The sequence below is a fragment of the Desulfosporosinus sp. genome (assembly GCF_014237355.1).
Taxonomy (GTDB): Bacteria; Bacillota; Desulfitobacteriia; order Desulfitobacteriales; family Desulfitobacteriaceae; genus Desulfosporosinus.
The window spans coordinates 12,196-29,169 of record NZ_JABZFS010000027.1 but is presented as its reverse complement, the minus strand read 5'-3'; the positions used below and the strand labels follow the sequence as shown (position 1 = coordinate 29,169).

Sequence of the window (16,974 nt, the reverse complement as noted above, 5' to 3'; positions counted from 1 at the left end):
CTTCTACAATTCCCCTTTAACTTTGACCTGTTTTATTGTGTAATATCCGGCATATACAAACGAAAAATAGAAAACAATAGATACATCAAAGAATGCACCTTCAACAAGTGTTAAAATAATCTGTGTAATTGCAATTAACCTAAACGCATTGTTTGTATTCCGTAAAAAACTCCAATAAAGATTAACCAGCAAAAAGAATCCGAATATACCATAGTATAATAAAACTGTTGACACACCATTTGCGTAATCAGCAGTTGCGGGTGTGATAATAGCTGGATCATATTGAGTAGATATTCCATTTCTCATTACATAGTTGCCCAAATTCCCGTGACCAACACCTACTATCTTAAAAAGAATTGGTAACTCTTTATAAACTGCAATACCTCTAAATATTCTTAATGATACAGAACTTCCTCCTCTGATTTCCCCTGTAACTTTATTTATTGATGATTGAACAACATCTAGCTTCAGAAAGAAAATGAGAACCACTACTGATACAGACATTATCACTAGTTTCTTTAAAAGATTATAATAATTTTCATTTGTTCTAATAAAAGATAAAACATACAATCCTAAAATAGATACGCCAATAAATATTCCTTGTGATGAAGTAGATAGTGTTAAAGCAGTGAATATTATTAATGTGCCCTTAATATCTACTTTTTGTAATTTCATCCATCCAAATAATGAAAATGATAATCCTGGTAATAAAAATTGTGCTGCATAACCTGGTTCTATAAAAATACCTGAAGGACGATAATAGTATTTTTGAGCAATTGATATTACATAATCTGAACCAAAAGTGTTTCCACTGGCCCATGGGATAGGTAAAAGTTTATATGGCAAAATCATTCCTGCAGAATTGTATATTATTACTTGCACAATTATGTAAGTAGAAGTTAATATACATAAAACCCTATAAATCTTCAGCGCGTATTTCAAATTAAAATTATTAGAAGCAATTAGTACCAGAAAAACATAAAATGAGTATCTTATAAATCGTGTAGCAATTTCAAATGTTAATTCTTGTTGTATAAATACGGAACATAATGTTACAAATGTTCCAAATAACCATAATAATAATAATGGAATAATCTTTTTTGTAATATTGTTGAATCTTAAAGATAAAAGTAAAAAAAGGCAAGAAATCCCTAAAGTTACATCTCCTAAAGTCACCCCCGGAAGCAAAGACGTATATTGCTTTAAAAAGGGAGAAAGGATTATTGCAAAAGTAAAAAACTTTATAGTCCAGTTTTCACACTTCACTTTATTCTCATGATGACAAATCATAAATAAATATCCTCGCTACTTAAATTCTATAAATTAAACACTCTATAAAAACTCTCTTGAAATGGATTATTCTTAATCAACTTTATTCCTTTCTCCACTTATTGAGTTATATATGTTTAAAAGCTTTAACTCTTCTCGATTCCAATTTAATGACTTAGCAGCATCCAAACAGTTTTTGGAAAAAAAGCTATATAGATCATTTTTAGATGATAGTTTCATAATCGCATCTGAAATATTTTTAGGTGTTATATCATCTAAAATAATACCTATATTATATTTTTCATTAATATACTTATGTTCTTCGACATTTGACATAATTACGGGCAACCCCGCATTAATGTAGTCAAATATTTTGTTCGAAACAGTCAGTTGATGATTAATCGAAGTAGGTTTAGTCAGAACAACACCAATATCCGCCTTTTCTGATATTTCATCGATTACCGCATCAGGCATTATTGGTGGTATTAAATGTACTATTCTTCCTAGATTATTATCCTGAATAATGTTAAGATACTCTTCTTTGTATGCACCATAACCCTGTAAATGTATTTTTGCTACTAATGGATCAATATATCTTCCTGCTAAAATTAATTCCTCTATACCTCTATTTACCGAAAAATTCCCTAGATATAAAACACATCTAGGTATATTAGTTGGTCCAAATATTTTATGGTTTTTCACCTTTGGCACATTTGTAATAGTCTGTATATTTTTTACACCATACTTATCAATAAAATATTTACGCGCAGAGTTACTAACACAAATCATATAATCAATTTTCTTAATTAAAAATTTCTCTGTATTCTCAATTAGCTTACTCAAAGTTTTTGATTCACTAGCAACTCCTGACTTGTGAGCACAAATTTCATATGAATCGTATATTATTTTTTTATTCTTGAAGCCATATAAATACGCTAATAAGAGCATATCTATATTACATGCATGAACAATATGGGGATCTATTCTTCTGACTTTATTAATAGAAGAAAGGAAAAACCTAAATTTCCAAATTATCTTCTTAATAATACTTGCTCTTGTATTATAAGGTATGTTGTAATCAAATATAGAAAAATTAGTTTCTCTCACGAACTCTTTATCCGCAAATCCAGCCACCAATGAGACATCGTATCCTTCATCATACAACGAATTGGCAATTTTAACTGCTCTGATATCCCTATAAGGGTCCATTGCAGTTAGTAATACTACTCTTTTTGTATTATTCATTTTGAAGTATTGCTCCTTATTACATTGCTTTTATGGCACAATAACCAGTAGAGTTGCATTTAACAAATTTTAATCATGTCAAACAAAGAGCATAATTTTTCATTGCTTTAATCTATCTGCCTTGCTTTTTATCTCCTCATGACTAGAGATAGGCAAGAACTACCTTAACTCTAATTATTAGGTTTTTTTGTTGTTTTCATAGGAATAATCAGAGATACTAAAGTTAAGCTGTTTTCCGTTGGATTTCTCTTAAGTGTACAATTTGACTTTTGAGTAGAAGCAATACTACTGTATTTTTCACTAAAATTTATCTTAACTTATTATGTTATTCTTCATTCATATTGTGAACCTCATATTATAATCAACTAGTTTATAGTGTCATCCTATTTTAAAACATCTATTAGAGAAGCAGTCAGGTTTTTAAAACTATAATCTTCAGCCGCTCTGCGAGCATTCATGCAATACTCATGATATGCCATATCATTCAAATTTTTAAAATACAGAATAGTTTCAGCAATTTTCTCGGTGCTGCTGCCACTCAGTTCTGCTCCAGCTTTATACTTATCAATTAATGAATAACCGACTTTAAAAGTCAAAAGTGTAGGCTTGCCTGACGCAAAATAATCAAACATTTTGTTCATGGAACCTCCATATTGAAAGAGTGGCATATTTTCACCGAATATTATATTCAGTTGACACTGTGTTGTAATATAAGGAACGTATTTTTTGTCCACTCGGCCCTTAAAGCAAACATTGTCTATATTCTCATCTGCAATTCGCGCCTTAAGTGTTTCTAGTTGATCACCGTCACCCCAAACAAGAAACTTAACGCCACTCTTCTTAAGTATTTTTGCTACATCAAGCAAAATTCCCATTTTATTAACCAAACGTATAGAGCCAGTATAAACCACCTTAAAGGATTCTTTATCGAGTAAATCCTTATCATCAATAATGATGTGTTCCTTGTTATAATCAAAAACTTCCAGGTCAACGCCATTATTAATGTAACAAATTTTATTTAAATCAATAGGACCACCCGATTCCATATCCCAACCACGATTAACTATATAATCTTTTGCTCCTTTCATGGTAAAAACTAAACTATCTGCTTTTTTGTATATCCACTTTTCGCCTGCATATAGGAGTTTAAGCAGTGGGTTGCTTTTCTTTATTATTTTGTATGCTACAAAGCTTTCAGGCCACAAATCTCTTACTTCAACCACCGATTTGCAATGATATTTCTTTGCCAACTTGATGGCTGCCATTGGTGCCAGAGGATGAGCAGATGAACCTAAAATCACATCCGGTCTATCAAATTCCTTAGTTACCTTACAGATATTTCTGTAGAACTCAAACATGGCATAGACCCGTTTAATTCTGCTACGGTCATAAGCACATGTTTTAACAAAAACATACGGATAGTCACAATCTTCATATATTTTATACAAAGAATCATCTTGTATCATTTGAACGTTGGAATTATGAAGATTGCTGCCTACAAAAACAACTGGATTGTATCCTGCTCGTTTCAAGTACTTTCCGAAATTATAGTGCCGATTTAAATGACCGTATTCAGGAGGCATATTATATTGATTAAATATCCAGATATTTTTCATTTTGCGATTGTCTCCTCGAATGTCCAAACGATTTATAATTCAAAATAAATATAAAAAAACCACGTATATAAATTTGATCTATCTATACTGGAACAGTGTCACTTCTATACATTCAACATCCTAAACCTCAAACATTTTTCAATTCCTTACTGAAATGGAAAGAGGTCAGCACGCACTACATTAAAACTAAAGTCTCAAAAAGACTTGGAAAAAGCATTCTAACTAGAAATCGCCCCCCCTACCAACCCTAACCCCAACCTCCACAACCGCCCCGCTCTCCACCACTACCCCACCAGCCAAAACTGCTCCCTGCGCCACATGCGCAAAATCCTCAACCCTACAATCATGATCCACCACAGCAGCCGAATTAACAATAACATGTTTACCTATCCTAGCATCAGCATTAATAATAGCCCCCGGCATCACAACACTTCCACTAAGAATCTCCACCCCACTACCAATAATAGCAGCCGGATGAACCAACTTCACATAATCCAAGTTCAACCCTACGTACCTCTCAACTATCGCTTTCCTCACCAAATTATTCCCAATCGCAATCACAAAACTAACGCCATCCTTAACCCATCTCGGTAACGTCTCAACCCTACCAAGATATAACTCTCGAGCAGTCTGTTCATCATCATCCAGATATCCCAAAATCTTATATCCATTCAACCTAGCAATGTCCGTCACAACCTTACTGTGTCCGCCCATTCCAATAATAATCAGCTCAGCCAATTTTCCCACCACCTTATCCCATTAACTTCTTACATAGAACTTTCTCTTCTCTCAACCATCTCTGGATTTCGGGCCCCTTCTCGAATCCCATCAGCCTTAAGTACCTTTAACGCGGTAAAAAATAGTATCTTAATATCTAGAGCTACATTATGATGCTCTAAGTAATATAAATCATAATCAACTTTTTCACTAAGTTCCAAACAGTCTCGTCCATTGACCTGGGCCCATCCCGATACACCCGGTCTCAATGTATGTACTCCACATTTTGTTCTCATCTCTATTAAGTCATACTGATTATACAAGGCCGGTCGCGGTCCAATAAATGTCATATCCCCTTTAATGATATTTAATAATTGCGGCAGCTCATCTAAACTACTCTTTCTTAAAAACTTTCCCACCGGTGTAATAAAACTCTGGGGATCCTTCAACAAATGCGTCGCCACATCCGGAGTCTCAGTTCGCATACTTCGAAATTTATAAAAAACAAACTCTCGGTTATTTCTTCCGATTCTCTTTTGGCAAAATAATGCCGGCCCTTTAGAATCAAGCTTTATGACTAAGGCAATTATGATTAATAAAGGACTTAAGATAATAAGTAGTAAAAAGCCAAACAAAACATCTGTACATCTTTTCAATCTAACCCCCCCAAACTAAACCCACTCACCCGTATACCAATTAAACGACTAACGATACTTTTACCTAGCACTCACGCTCTCCGCGTCCCTTTTCGCAGTCCCCTGCTGAAACCCCGGCACAACTCTCCCCAACTCCCCCACAATCTCGTCCCTCTCTAAGCACGACCCCTTCTCCCTAACCCTCTGCACCAACCCCTCAACCCCCGCAACATCCACCTCACAAGCCTTCGCCACAAAAATCCTCTGATGCCTCGTACTCGTCGTCCCTTCCTCTGCAGTCAGTAACTCCTCATACAACTTCTCCCCCGGCCTTATCCCCGTAAACTCAAGCTTAATATCAACATCGACCTCAAACCCAGACAACCTTATCAAATCCCTCGCCAAATCAACAATCCTAACCGGCTTCCCCATATCCAAAATAAAAACTTCTCCACCATGAGCCATCGCACCCGCCTGAATCACAAGCTGCGATGCCTCAGGAATCGTCATAAAGTACCTCACCATCTCCGGATGAGTCACAGTCACCGGCCCACCCTTAGCAATCTGCTTCTTGAAGGTCGGAATAACACTTCCTCGGCTCCCTAAGACATTACCAAAGCGGACTGCGACATACCGTGTCTGAGATCGCTTGTCTAAACTCTGAATGATCATCTCGGCCACTCGTTTTGTAGCCCCCATAATGCTCGTGGGATTGATAGCCTTGTCCGTAGAAATCAGCACAAAGGTTTTCACCTGGGTCAAGTCCGAAATCTCTGCAACGTTATAGGTCCCTAGGATATTATTTTTCAGAGCTTCCTCAGGGTTTCGCTCCATTAGAGGAACATGCTTATGGGCAGCGGCATGAAAGACGACTCCTGGCCTATATTTCCTGAAAACTAATTCAACCTTTTCTCGATCTTTCACATCTAGAATTTCGGTGGTAAGATTAACACTCGGACAGTCAGTACGCAGTTCTTGCTCGATATCAAAAATACTGTTCTCACCACGTCCGACAACGATAAGCTTTTCCGGGTTAAACCTACATATTTGCCGACAAAGCTCAGAGCCGATGGAACCACCTGCTCCCGTCACTAAGACAACTTCTCCTGCCAGATAGCCTGCTACTTCCTGGATATCGAGATTTACCTGCTCTCTACCCAATAAATCCTCAATCTGTACCTCACGGATTTTCAAGGTATCCACTTGTCCACTAAAATAGTTATAAATACCAGGGATGATTTTAATGACTACTCCACTTTTTTCACAAATCTCTGTAATATCCCGGATCACACTTCCTGGGGCTGACGGCATGGCGATAATGACTTCTTCTACTTTGTGGACTTTAATCACTCGCTGGATGTCCGTTCTGGTGCCTAAGACGGGAATGCCCATCAATTTGAGCTTTTGCTTTTGGGGAGCGTCATCAATGATCCCAACTGGATAACCTTCTCGATAATTAGTGTTTTTCAATTCGCGGATTCCTAAGGCTCCGGCATCTCCTGCCCCGATAATCAGGACTCGCTTCGGTATTCCGGGAATTCGAATATTGAAGACACCATCTTGTAATATTCGCCCAAGGAAACGTGAGCCACCGATTAAAAAGGTGGTGGTTAACCAAAAGAGCACAGATACCGTGTTTGGATAGCGCATAGGGGCTAAGAAATAAATGACGATTACGACACTACCGGTTCCCACCGTAACTGCATAAAGAATCGACAGCAGTTCACTGATACTGGCATATTGCCAAAGCCGATTATATAAGCCAAATAAGGAAAAGACGACTAAGTAAATGAGTGTGCCAGCCCAAGCAGTATGATAATAGGTTAGGAAGTATTCCTCAGGAATGTTTCCTTCGAAACGTAGGTAAAAGCTGCCAAACGCAGCAAGGTTGACTAGTATTGCGTCAATGAACATCAGATAAACGGATTTTCGGTTCAATATCATGAATGGGACCTTCCTTTATTTACTATATTTCCCTCCCCGTCCTTTAGACCACGCTTCAAATAAAGAATATTCTTAATATAGTTGATATTTGTTATTATTGTAAAAATACCCCAAAAACACAAAGATTTTTAATCCGCTTAACGGATTAAAAATCCTGACCTGCCCCTATCCTTATAGGTCTACAGTCCTAGGACATACGCGCTTTTATGTATTTCGCTAAAAGTAATTAATATCCTTCAACTTAAGCCTATTAAATTCTTGCATCATCCTTAGATTTTCGGGAATATTCTCTATAATAAGGGATATATTCGACGTTATCCCCCTTATTATCCTTCTATCTTCTAAATAAACTCCAAAATCCATTCCTTTTCTTTCTTCTATGCAATTCATTAAAAGTATACTCTCTTTCACCCATCAGAGCTTCCCCAGCCAAAACCGCTTGAGGGTTTTCCATCGCCACTTCCTTCACCCGCTCCTCACCCACGATCTCCTCAACCCTTTGGAGCGCTTCAAGATAGGTCGTATCCCCTTGAGATATCCGATGTGCATCAGACCCAATAAAATGAACCAGATGACTCCTAAGCATAATCTCCGCAAGCTCCTGGGACCCAGGTCCATATCTTCCCCTCAAACTCCTGAAGTTCAACTGAAAGAGAATCCCCTTTTTCGCCCAATTCAATAAATGCTCTGGCTTATCGATCAATCCCTTATTCCTTTCCGGATGAGCAAGAACCGGAGTTAATCCCTGAACCTGAAGATCGAAAAAGACCTGTTCAGTATATTGGGGAATCTCCAGCATAGGTAACTCTACCAGGAGATATTTGCCAGTGTTCCCTAGGGTCAACAGTTTCTCATCGCGAACCCACTTGGCCAAGTCTGGAAAGATATAGTTCTCAGAACCTGGTAAGATCTCAACAGGGATTCCTGCTTCAGCAACACACTTGCGTACCTGTTCAGTCGTCTCCAGAATTTCTCTAGGGCTTAAGAAGTCTCTTTCTTCTAGAACGTGGGGGGTAGCAATCAGTGTCTTAAAGCCTGCCTTGTAAAGCTGACGGACTATTGCCAGTGTCTCTTCCATACTTTTTGACCCGTCATCCAGCCCTGGCAAGATGTGGTTATGAATATCGATCATTTAAACTCCTCTAGACTCTTTAAGATTTAAAGATGCTATCCAATCTGTTATACTACACAAATCTTTCTATATCTATATTATTCGTCACGATTGTCTGAAATCCTCCAAATCCAAACCTTAAAACCATCTTTTTGAGTAAGAATAACTGTAAAATGGCAGGAGCAGTCCTTCCCACCCGGGAAGAGCTGCTCCTCATCATTTCAGCGTTTTCTATTTTCTTTTGGGCTTCTTACTAGAATCGTCAGATCCGTGATAGTAGTAGTAATAATAGTAATCACTTGTTCTCATATCCGCTTTGTTAAGAACTGCCCCCAAGATCTTAGCCCCTACTTTATCCAACTGCTCTTTAGCTCGTTGGGCGAACTCTTTGTTAACCTCACCAGAAGCCAGGACTAAGATAACTCCATCCACTTCTTGAGCTATAATAGCAGCGTCTGTCACGGCAATAATGGGGGGAGTATCGATGAGGACCACGTCAAATTGCTCACTGACTTCCTGAATCAAGTTTTTCATTCGCTTAGATCCTACCAGTTCTGCCGGATTCGGCGGAATGGGTCCTCCTGTAAGTACACTAACATTAGGTACAGCGGTATCATTGATGTAGGGCTGACAACCTTGATCCTGAACCAGACACATGGATAAGCCTTCTGAATTGCTTAAACCAAAGAGTTTGTGCTGGGTAGGATTGCGCATGTCTGCATCAATAACCAGGACAGTTTTCCCGGATTGAGCTATACTCACTGCCAAGTTGGCGATAGTGGTTGATTTCCCTTCCCGGGGACCTGAACTTGTTACCATAATCTTTTTGGTTTTGGAATCGACGCCTGTAAACTGGACATTAGTTCGAAGTGTTCGGTAGGCTTCTGAAATAGGTGATTTTATTTGTTCAAACGTAATTAATGAAAGTGCCAAATGGAATCGTCCCCTTACCCTTGTTTTCCTGTATCATAGTTTGGTATAACCCCAAGTACCGGAATTCCTAAAAGTTTCTCTACATCATCGGAGGTTTTTACGGTGTTGTCCAGATATTCTAAGAGGAAGACCAGTCCAACGGAAGCCATTAAACCCACTACAAAGGCAATTAGTATGTTAAGTGTTTTATTGGGTTTAACGGGGTGTGTTGGGGTCACCGCAGTATCGACAATGCTAACACTATCTACTTTTTTAATATCAATGACGGCTTTCGAAAACTCATTAGCCATTGAGTTGGCAATAATGGCTGACAGGTCAGGGTCAGTATTCATAACCGTAATCTCAAGGATTTCAGTGGTCTTCACCGGGTTGATGGAGATCAAACTGTCAAGTTCTGCCACGGTTAGTTCTAAATCTAAGTTATCAATCACATTTTGTTCGACGGTTCGACTCTGGGCTATGGCTGCATAAGTCTTAGCAAGCTGCAAGTTGGCTTGAAGGACACTATTATCTAACATTTGAACTGCGGATTGTCCTGCCTCTCCAGCCTTCTTTCCGACGATCAGCGTCGTGGATGCTTGATAAACTGGTTTGATTACATAAAAACTGATAATTCCGCTGGTGAGAGCGGCAATAAGCGGTAAGGCCACGACGATAATCCAACGTTTGCGAAGCATCTCCCAATATTGCCGTAAATCGATTTCTTCTTCCATTTTGACCTCCCAATTACGTCCATTAAAAACATATTCGACATATTAATATTCGCCTTAATTTGTGTTTTTCCTTCACCTCTAGAACTAAATGTTTTTGGTCAGGCGCTAATTGCAGATAAAAGGCCGTATTCTCTATACGGCCTCATAATTTTATCAATTAAATAAGGTAACGGGATAATCCTAATCTAAAAATCTCAATTTTACCGTTAGAGTCCCGACGACATTACCCTCGATTAAAAGTTTCCCTTGTAGAGTTTTAGTTTTGGTATTTTGATAAAGCGCCCTGAAAGTCTCCAGGTTTATGCCACCAGGAACGGATGTACCCAGAATTAAATCTCCCACTGTTACGATTCTTTCTTGCTCTGCTCTTAAGGAGATGTTCTGGACATCAGAAAATACTTTAAACTGTAGTGTACAATCTTGGTCGGCTGTGACGGCAAAGCCAATCACCTTATCACTATCGTCGAGGTCAGAGAGATCAATTTCCTCGCCATTATCAAATGTTCCCAAGGAATTTGCTGGATTTGTGATCACCCGGAGATTGCTAACCTTTACTGAGGCTGGAGTCGTTGGGGCCGTCGGAGTGGTCGGATCAGTCGGCGTAGTTGGCGGGGTAGGCGTGGCAGGCGGAGTAGGTGGCTGAAATGCCTTTGCTCCACTTCCGGTAATCGTCACAGTATTTCCTCGTTTATCAAAACTAGAGACGTTTGCTCCTAGATCAACGATCAAAGATGCTTTACCCAGAGTTAAAAGATCTTTTATGACAGCGGATGCAGTAAGATGAACCTGTGCTTGATTATGGAGCACTACAGGCTGAGTAAAGGCCCCTCTCAACTCGACAATAGGGCTCTGCCCAGGCGTGCTTAATATGGTTACTTCACCAAGGGAACCGCTTTTGACGTCAAGCACTGCAAAGGAACGTGCCACAGTGTTGCCGATTGCTGTAGTACCATTTGACTCAATTCGGGTTTCACTATTACTATCCACCGTGAGGACTTCAGCGGATGTATTTTTTAGGTGGATACTGTCCTTTGCTCCGGAAAGTATGACGATCTTACTAGCGCTTACATCGTTTAAGGTTGCCGATCCATTGTCACCGGGGTCTAAAAACACAGTTCCTAAGACCTTTAGGTTACTAAGTGTGACATTATCCCCATTGACATAAACACTATAATCCAGGTTAGCGTTTTCTAGGGTTATGTTGTCACCGGATATTTGGACACTATCCGTCAACTTAATAGGCTTTGCAGCGTCTGCGGCACCCGCTTTAGTGTTATTCACTGAATAAGGGATATTAGAGGTTATTGTGTTCATTCCTGCAGAAGGAACTACCGCTTCTCCACCTAAAGCTATCATTTTTGCCGTTGATAGGTTCAACTTGACAAAGGTTTTTGTGGCATTTTCTAATTGCCGGTTAACAAGTAATAAAGGCGCTTGGGCTGAAGCTGCCAAAGGCACCCCAGCCAAAGCGTCGACTAAGGTTTCTCCATTAGCGACGTACACCTGGTTATTTTTATAGTCTTTAGTAAAGTTCCTAAGGATTTGGATGTTGGTGTCATATTTAGTCTGCCCTGAGAATCGACTGACGTTACCTGGCAAATCCCCTTTAACTCTATCAGATACGACGGCTGAGCCACCAACGACATAGGATTCTTTGACTTGGGCCTTGATGCTGTCCAGATAGGCTTTTACTGAAGTCGGGAGTTGACCCTGGGTTGTGGTTAGAATGGGCATTTCCTGAGCAGCAGCAATGGGAGCCACAGACAGGGCATCAGCGGGGCTTAACCAACCTGCAGCCAGGACGACTCGGGAAAACCCAGCACCCTGACGAGCCAGTTCTTTGGCAATGTTAACTGAGGTCTCATACTGATCATAACCACCCAGTTGAACCGGGGTAATACCTAAGGTCTTGAGTTCCTCAATAGCTTGAGGTTTAATGACCGCCGTCCCGCTCGTTATATAAACTGTTTTGGGCTGAAGGCGTTGTAGTTCGGCCTTCGCGGCTGGATTGAGGCTGTTCCCCCCATCCGTTAGGAGGATCGGTGCGTTTAATTTTGCCGCAAGTGGTCCTGCAGCCAAGGCATCCACCAGTGAATAGTTCATTCCAGCTGAAAGTACGACATTATCCGTAGTGCCGGGCCAACCCTTTTGGGCCATGAGGGCTGCTGTTGCGTACTGATCCACTCCACCGATGCGAGTGTAGGTATTGGAGGCAGGGGGCGTGGCAGCGTCCGCTGCAATAGGTGTTAGGGTTGAAGACAATGCAACAAGTCCTGCTAAACAACCGCTTAGCAGCCTTTGTTTTGTTTTTTGGCGCATGATACTTCCTCCTCGTTTTGTTTCAACTAAGTGTCTATGATAGTAGTTTATGGCATATTAGTTATTAACAGTTATTATTCGCCAAACTACGCTTTTTTCCTGCAGTAAAGTGCGTACCAACCTTTTAAGGTTTGATGGGAGGCCTGGGACAAATATTGGGGCCAGCCTCTTAAAGCTGGCCCCATTTCGATACTTAACTCTTACTTGTTAATAATGACATTATAGGTTTTGGTATTGCCTGCTGCATCGGTTAAGTTAACAGTGACCATGACGTGGTCTACTACTGCGCCGGTGCTAGTTGATCCACATAAGTTTACAAGGACTTGGAAGATGGCATCTCGCTTGGTTGCTCCATAGACTAAGGCATCGAGCATTTCAGCACGTGAAATGTTAGACGCTTCAATGGTATTCATGACGTTGACCAGATTATCTGTAATCGCAGCTTTTTGGATATCATCAGCCGACTTCATGGCGGTAAAGAGATCCGTGAAGTTGACCGCTTTAAACATTGCTGCTCTCGTCGTAGGACTCAGGTCACTCATAACTGCTTCAAAGAGAGCTGTATAATTCATCAGATCCAAGATAGATTCTTTTTGTGCAAGGCTTAAATTAACACTCTCAAATAAGGTTGTGACATCTGTGTTTCCTATGAAATTCAGTAAAGCCTCTTTTTGGTCAGCGGTTAAGGCTGGGTTAACTTCATCTAACAGAGGGAACAGGGCTACTATGACGGACATTTTAAATTCAGAAGCATTGGTGTCCGTTAATGCCAGATCAAGAACTTGAGTCATATTATCTAAGATTTTCACTTTTAGAGTTGGATCCGCGTTCCTGATGGCTGCATAAAAGTCCTCAAAACCAATTTGTGCAAAGACAAGATCTTGGGTAGCTTGATCAGCGCCTTGAACAAGCTCTAAGACCTTCGCAAAATCCACGGTGTTGAGAAGAGCTTGCTTATCAGAAGGCTCTAAATTCTTTATGGCATTGAAAATCGCGGTCATATTGGTTTGGGTCAAATTAAGATCTTGATTCGTCGGCAGGGGAGCATTTAATAAGGTATTTGGTTCGCCGGCTTTAAGGTTAAAGTATCCAATTGTTTCGGATGCACCAATGGTAAGGGATAGTTTACTGTCTTTAGTCACTCCTATTCCGGAGGATCGCTTCACTTGGCTAAAGGATAAGGTTAAGGTATTGTTTATCTTGTCAAGAATCGCACCTGAAATGGACGATACATCATTAATTAGGGGCTTAATGGCAAGTCTGAATGCAGCTGAACCATTCGTTAAGGCCGCAACTTGAGCATCAACTTGGTCCTGTTTAGCTAGTAAGTTATAATTAACGGCTTTGGCTGCATTGATCACAGCTTGGAACGCAGTGCGGGCTTCTAGAGATACATCATCGACATAAGTCTTTCCGAGTAAGGCTGTTGCTTTATTTATTTCAGTTGTTAACGTGGCTTTGTTTACTGGGTCCGTGGTGATGACAGCATTATTAAACGCCGTGGTTGCATTCGCTAGAGCCTGTACTTGATAATCTACTTCCGCTTGAAGTGCGTTAGCATCATTATAAACTGCTTTTGCCGAATCAATCACTGCTTTAAAGGCATTGTATGCAGTCTGTGACACATTTCCTTTTGCCGTTCCAACGGTTATGCTTCCTAGTAGGGAATCGGCACTATCAAGGGACGTGTCTAAAGACGTCTTATTGACAACTACTCCAACTTCGACGATGACCCGATTATTGAAGACCGCAGTCGCCGTTGCCAAGGCTGCAACTTGAGTCTCAACTTGGGTCTTAGTCGCAGTCGCATTATCCTTAACTAGCGTAGCTGCATCGATGGCTGCTTGGAAAGCATTCCGAGTAGCTTGAGATACCTGACCAGCTTCAGTACCAACTTCTTTACTAGTTATTAACGTTTCAGCATCACTAATCGCAGTCGTTAGGGCAGTTTTATCAACCGGGGCAGTTACATTACCTGCTACGGTTCCTCCTCCAAGAGCGCTTGATCCGGTAGCTCCTGCATCAATAATCGCGTTTGTTATTGCAGCACCTGCTGGGACGAAGATATCCGCTAGTGAGTTTGTCACAACATTGTTTACAGTCGTTGCATCTCCAAGGGTTACCGATACGGCTTCTTGGCTGCTCACGTCGACGGTTCCAAAGGTTCCAGCCCCTTGCAAGGCAACCGTTTGTCCTGATAGATTTGTGGCGACAACCAATTGGCTAACCTCAGCACCCAATGGAGCAACAATATTTGCCCCTGTGTTGGCTACAAGGTTAGAAATTCTTGAGCCAGTTGTCGTAGCTATCGTAGTATTATCTGAACCATTGACAACGACGTTTTGCATAGCACCTTTTAAGGTAACCGTTTTTCCAGGTTGTTTAGTAGCTACTAATACTTCCGGAATAACAGCTCCCTCAGCCGCGGTTAGTTCTACCCCTCCCCCGACTTCAATGGTTTCAGCAAAGGTACCTTTAAGTACCACTTTCGGTTCACCATCGGGAGATTGGTCTGAGAATTCGATTGTAATAGTACCAAGTGAACCATCACTTGTTTCGAAGCTAGCTGATGCATAAGACTCTGTACGAGTGATAGATCCTCCGGACGCCTTAATATGTGTAATATTCGGATCTGCATCATCGTCTTCGTTTTTGCTAAGATTCTTTAAGAGTGCTGCTATTACGTTTTCTAAATAGATCGAATTCTTTCCTCCGGAAAGTACGATAATGTTATTCGCTTGGACATTGCGCAACGTGACGGTACCCATTGCTCCCGGATCCAAACTAATATCAAATTCAGACTTAGCGTTTTTGATTATGACACCATCAGCTGTTACTTTGATCGGTGAGGTTATCACATGTAATGGCTGGCCATCGGCTGCTGAGATAGCATCAGCCTTTACCTGACTGTCGATAATAACTTCGACGAGGACAGCTGCGTTAAAGACGTTCGTCGCAGCAGCTAAGGCGTCTACTTGAGCAACTACTTGGGCTTGGGTGGCGCCGGCATTATTTTTAACCGCATTAGCAGCATCAATTGCAGCTTGGAACGCATTTTTAGCTGCTAGGGTAACGTTTCCATGACCTGTACCGACTGTTTTACTCCCGATTAAGGTTGTGGCATCTGTTATGGCTGTGATGAGGGGTGCTTTGTTGACGATAATGACGCCACCGACGTTACCCCCACCACCGCCGCCACCGCCGCCACCTGGGGTGGCAGGTTCTTCGGGCTCAACGGGAGTTTCAGGCTCAGGAGGAGTTACTTTATCTATTACACCTTCAGGAACAACGGCCGTACCACCTAAAGCAGTAACGATGCTTGTCGAGGAAAGTTTACTTTTTGCATAGGCCGTGGCTTCGTTAGCCGTTCCTTTCGTGAGGACGATACCCGCATTGAACAAAGCAGCTAGAGGAGCTCCGGCTAAAGCATCAATGGCTGTTTCACCATTAGCTATGAAAAGACGATCAAACTTAAGCACGCCATCATAGGCTTTAAGTACGGCAAGGTTCGTATCATAAGCCGTATACCCGAAGTGGCGGGTTGCGTTGGGAAGCTGATTCTTAACACTTTCACTAACGACACCTATGCCGCCAATGACATCGGCTGCGACAATGCTGGGATTTTCGTTCAAAAACTCTCTTACACTAGCAGGAATGTTATCTTTGTCCGTTAAGAGAATCGGCTGAGTCTGAGCAGAAGCTATAGATGCAATGGAGAGTGCATCTTGATTAAGCCAACCATAAGCAACAGCAATTTTGCTAATATTAGCTCCAAGAGCCATCATTTGCTTGGCAATGTTGACCGAGGTTTCAAAACGGTCTTTTCCACCTAAGGAGACAACCTTAATTCCCATGCCGGTTAACTGATCGAGAACCGCTTGGCTGATAACTGCCGTTCCACTGGTTACATAAACGGTATCGACATTGAGTTTAATAAGTTCTGCTTTGGTGTCTGGATTAAGGACGTTTCCAGCTTCCTGTAGAAGAATAGGCGCTTTTAGGTACGTAGCAAGTGGGCCAGCTGTCAGGGCATCGACCATACCATAGGAGGTCGATGAGGATAGAATGGCTGTACCAGTCCAACCTGTTTGTTCAGCAATTTGCACGGCTGTTTGCGCGGCGGTGTATCCACCTAAACGAGCAGGTGCTGCTACCGACGCTGCGTCCTGTGCGAGCACATTAAAGGGAATCATCGAAAGGGCCATACCCGCTATAGCTAGTGAGGCTATAACTTTTTTAGTTCTTTTCATATAGTGAATTTCTCCTCTCACCTTTGTCGGATCGTATCCTTCAAATAACTAAATCGACGCTTTTTATGCTAAGGACGTTTTGTTTCGTCCCTCACCTCCTAAATTATAAACAATGTTATCAATAACTTTATACAGCCTATGGAAAGCTTTCAATGGGACATTAGTCCCATAAATACGTTTATCCTGCTTTTTTTGGACGAAATTCGCCCTTCACCCCCTTAA

At 41.0% G+C, this 16,974-nt stretch carries 11 protein-coding genes; all 11 read right to left on the bottom strand.

Features of this window, described 5'->3' with window-relative positions:
- Positions 1-3: 3 nt before the first annotated feature.
- The 11 genes from HGJ98_RS06140 to HGJ98_RS06090 all read right to left on the bottom strand — a co-directional run bounded on the left by HGJ98_RS06140 (position 4) and on the right by HGJ98_RS06090 (position 16,752).
- Entirely contained in the window at positions 4-1,266 is a 1,263-nt protein-coding gene (locus HGJ98_RS06140) for a hypothetical protein (protein WP_291350181.1), read from the bottom strand.
- Between the two features lie 96 nt (positions 1,267-1,362).
- The gene (locus HGJ98_RS06135; RefSeq protein ID WP_291350179.1) at positions 1,363-2,514 is read right to left on the bottom strand and encodes a glycosyltransferase; all 1,152 of its coding nucleotides are present in this window, start codon (positions 2,512-2,514) and stop codon (positions 1,363-1,365) included.
- Between the two features lie 383 nt (positions 2,515-2,897).
- Positions 2,898-4,130, bottom strand: a complete 1,233-nt coding sequence (locus HGJ98_RS06130) for a glycosyltransferase family 4 protein (RefSeq protein ID WP_291350177.1) — start codon at positions 4,128-4,130, stop codon at positions 2,898-2,900.
- 222 nt (positions 4,131-4,352) lie between these two features.
- Entirely contained in the window at positions 4,353-4,868 is a 516-nt protein-coding gene (locus HGJ98_RS06125; protein ID WP_291350176.1) for an acetyltransferase, read from the bottom strand.
- Positions 4,869-4,897: 29 nt separating this feature from the next.
- Positions 4,898-5,503 (bottom strand): sugar transferase, encoded by a 606-nt coding sequence (locus HGJ98_RS06120; protein ID WP_291350175.1) that lies wholly within the window; start codon positions 5,501-5,503, stop codon positions 4,898-4,900.
- A gap of 60 nt (positions 5,504-5,563) precedes the next feature.
- Entirely contained in the window at positions 5,564-7,426 is a 1,863-nt protein-coding gene (locus HGJ98_RS06115; protein ID WP_291350174.1) for a nucleoside-diphosphate sugar epimerase/dehydratase, read from the bottom strand.
- Between the two features lie 334 nt (positions 7,427-7,760).
- Positions 7,761-8,558, bottom strand: a complete 798-nt coding sequence (locus HGJ98_RS06110) for a CpsB/CapC family capsule biosynthesis tyrosine phosphatase (RefSeq protein ID WP_291350173.1) — start codon at positions 8,556-8,558, stop codon at positions 7,761-7,763.
- A 210-nt stretch (positions 8,559-8,768) separates the two neighbouring features.
- Positions 8,769-9,470, bottom strand: coding sequence for a CpsD/CapB family tyrosine-protein kinase (locus HGJ98_RS06105; RefSeq protein ID WP_291350172.1), 702 nt, complete (start codon positions 9,468-9,470; stop codon positions 8,769-8,771).
- 14 nt (positions 9,471-9,484) lie between these two features.
- Positions 9,485-10,183 (bottom strand): Wzz/FepE/Etk N-terminal domain-containing protein, encoded by a 699-nt coding sequence (locus HGJ98_RS06100; protein WP_291350171.1) that lies wholly within the window; start codon positions 10,181-10,183, stop codon positions 9,485-9,487.
- Positions 10,184-10,363: 180 nt separating this feature from the next.
- Positions 10,364-12,502, bottom strand: a complete 2,139-nt coding sequence (locus tag HGJ98_RS06095; protein ID WP_291350170.1) for a cell wall-binding repeat-containing protein — start codon at positions 12,500-12,502, stop codon at positions 10,364-10,366.
- 200 nt (positions 12,503-12,702) lie between these two features.
- Positions 12,703-16,752 carry a cell wall-binding repeat-containing protein gene (locus HGJ98_RS06090; RefSeq protein WP_291350169.1) on the bottom strand — a complete coding sequence of 1,350 codons (4,050 nt, stop codon included), beginning with the start codon at positions 16,750-16,752 and terminating at the stop codon, positions 12,703-12,705.
- Positions 16,753-16,974 lie beyond the last annotated feature (222 nt).